At 60.7% G+C, this 463-nt stretch carries 2 protein-coding genes; both read left to right on the forward strand.

Annotation, left to right across the window (positions count from 1 at the left end; translation table 11 throughout):
• Positions 1–258, forward strand: a 258-nt coding sequence (locus tag XalbCFBP2523_RS15915) for a hypothetical protein (RefSeq protein WP_104630010.1), incomplete at its 5' end; no start/stop codon positions are given.
• A 2-nt stretch (positions 259–260) separates the two neighbouring features.
• The coding region (locus XalbCFBP2523_RS15920) for a hypothetical protein (RefSeq protein WP_104630011.1) at positions 261–463 on the forward strand (203 nt) is incomplete at its 3' end.

The raw sequence follows: 463 nt of genomic DNA on the forward strand, positions 1-463 counted from the left end.
CTGCGCCACAAACTGTCCTACCTCTATGGCGAACACCTTCCTAACGAAATCCACTATCACCGGGCAGATGGGCAACACGTCGTTGTCGCACTCCAAGACGCCACGGTCGACCAGCTGGCCTTCGCCATCCAGACCATCAATACCGAGTCTGTGGCACTGAGCCGCCATCGCAACGCGTTGGAAGAACTCCACACCGAGGTACGCAAACGCTCCGCGTGTGGGGCAGACCGCATCGCCGACGTTGCATGGGATAACTGAACATGACCCACCCTCATCCCGTCGAGAGCATCGAACCCATGGTCGATGCCAAACACGCGGCGGCGGCATTGCGCCTGCCCTACTACTGGTTCTCTGACCAGGCGATGCGCAACAAATACCGGATTCCGCACTACCTGCTCGGGGGGCTGGTGCGCTACCGGCTATCGGAACTGTCCGCATGGGCTGCACGCAGCACGCTCGTCCA

Origin of the sequence: Xanthomonas albilineans (genome assembly GCF_002939705.1) — a bacterium.
Taxonomy (GTDB): domain Bacteria; phylum Pseudomonadota; class Gammaproteobacteria; order Xanthomonadales; family Xanthomonadaceae; genus Xanthomonas_A; species Xanthomonas_A albilineans.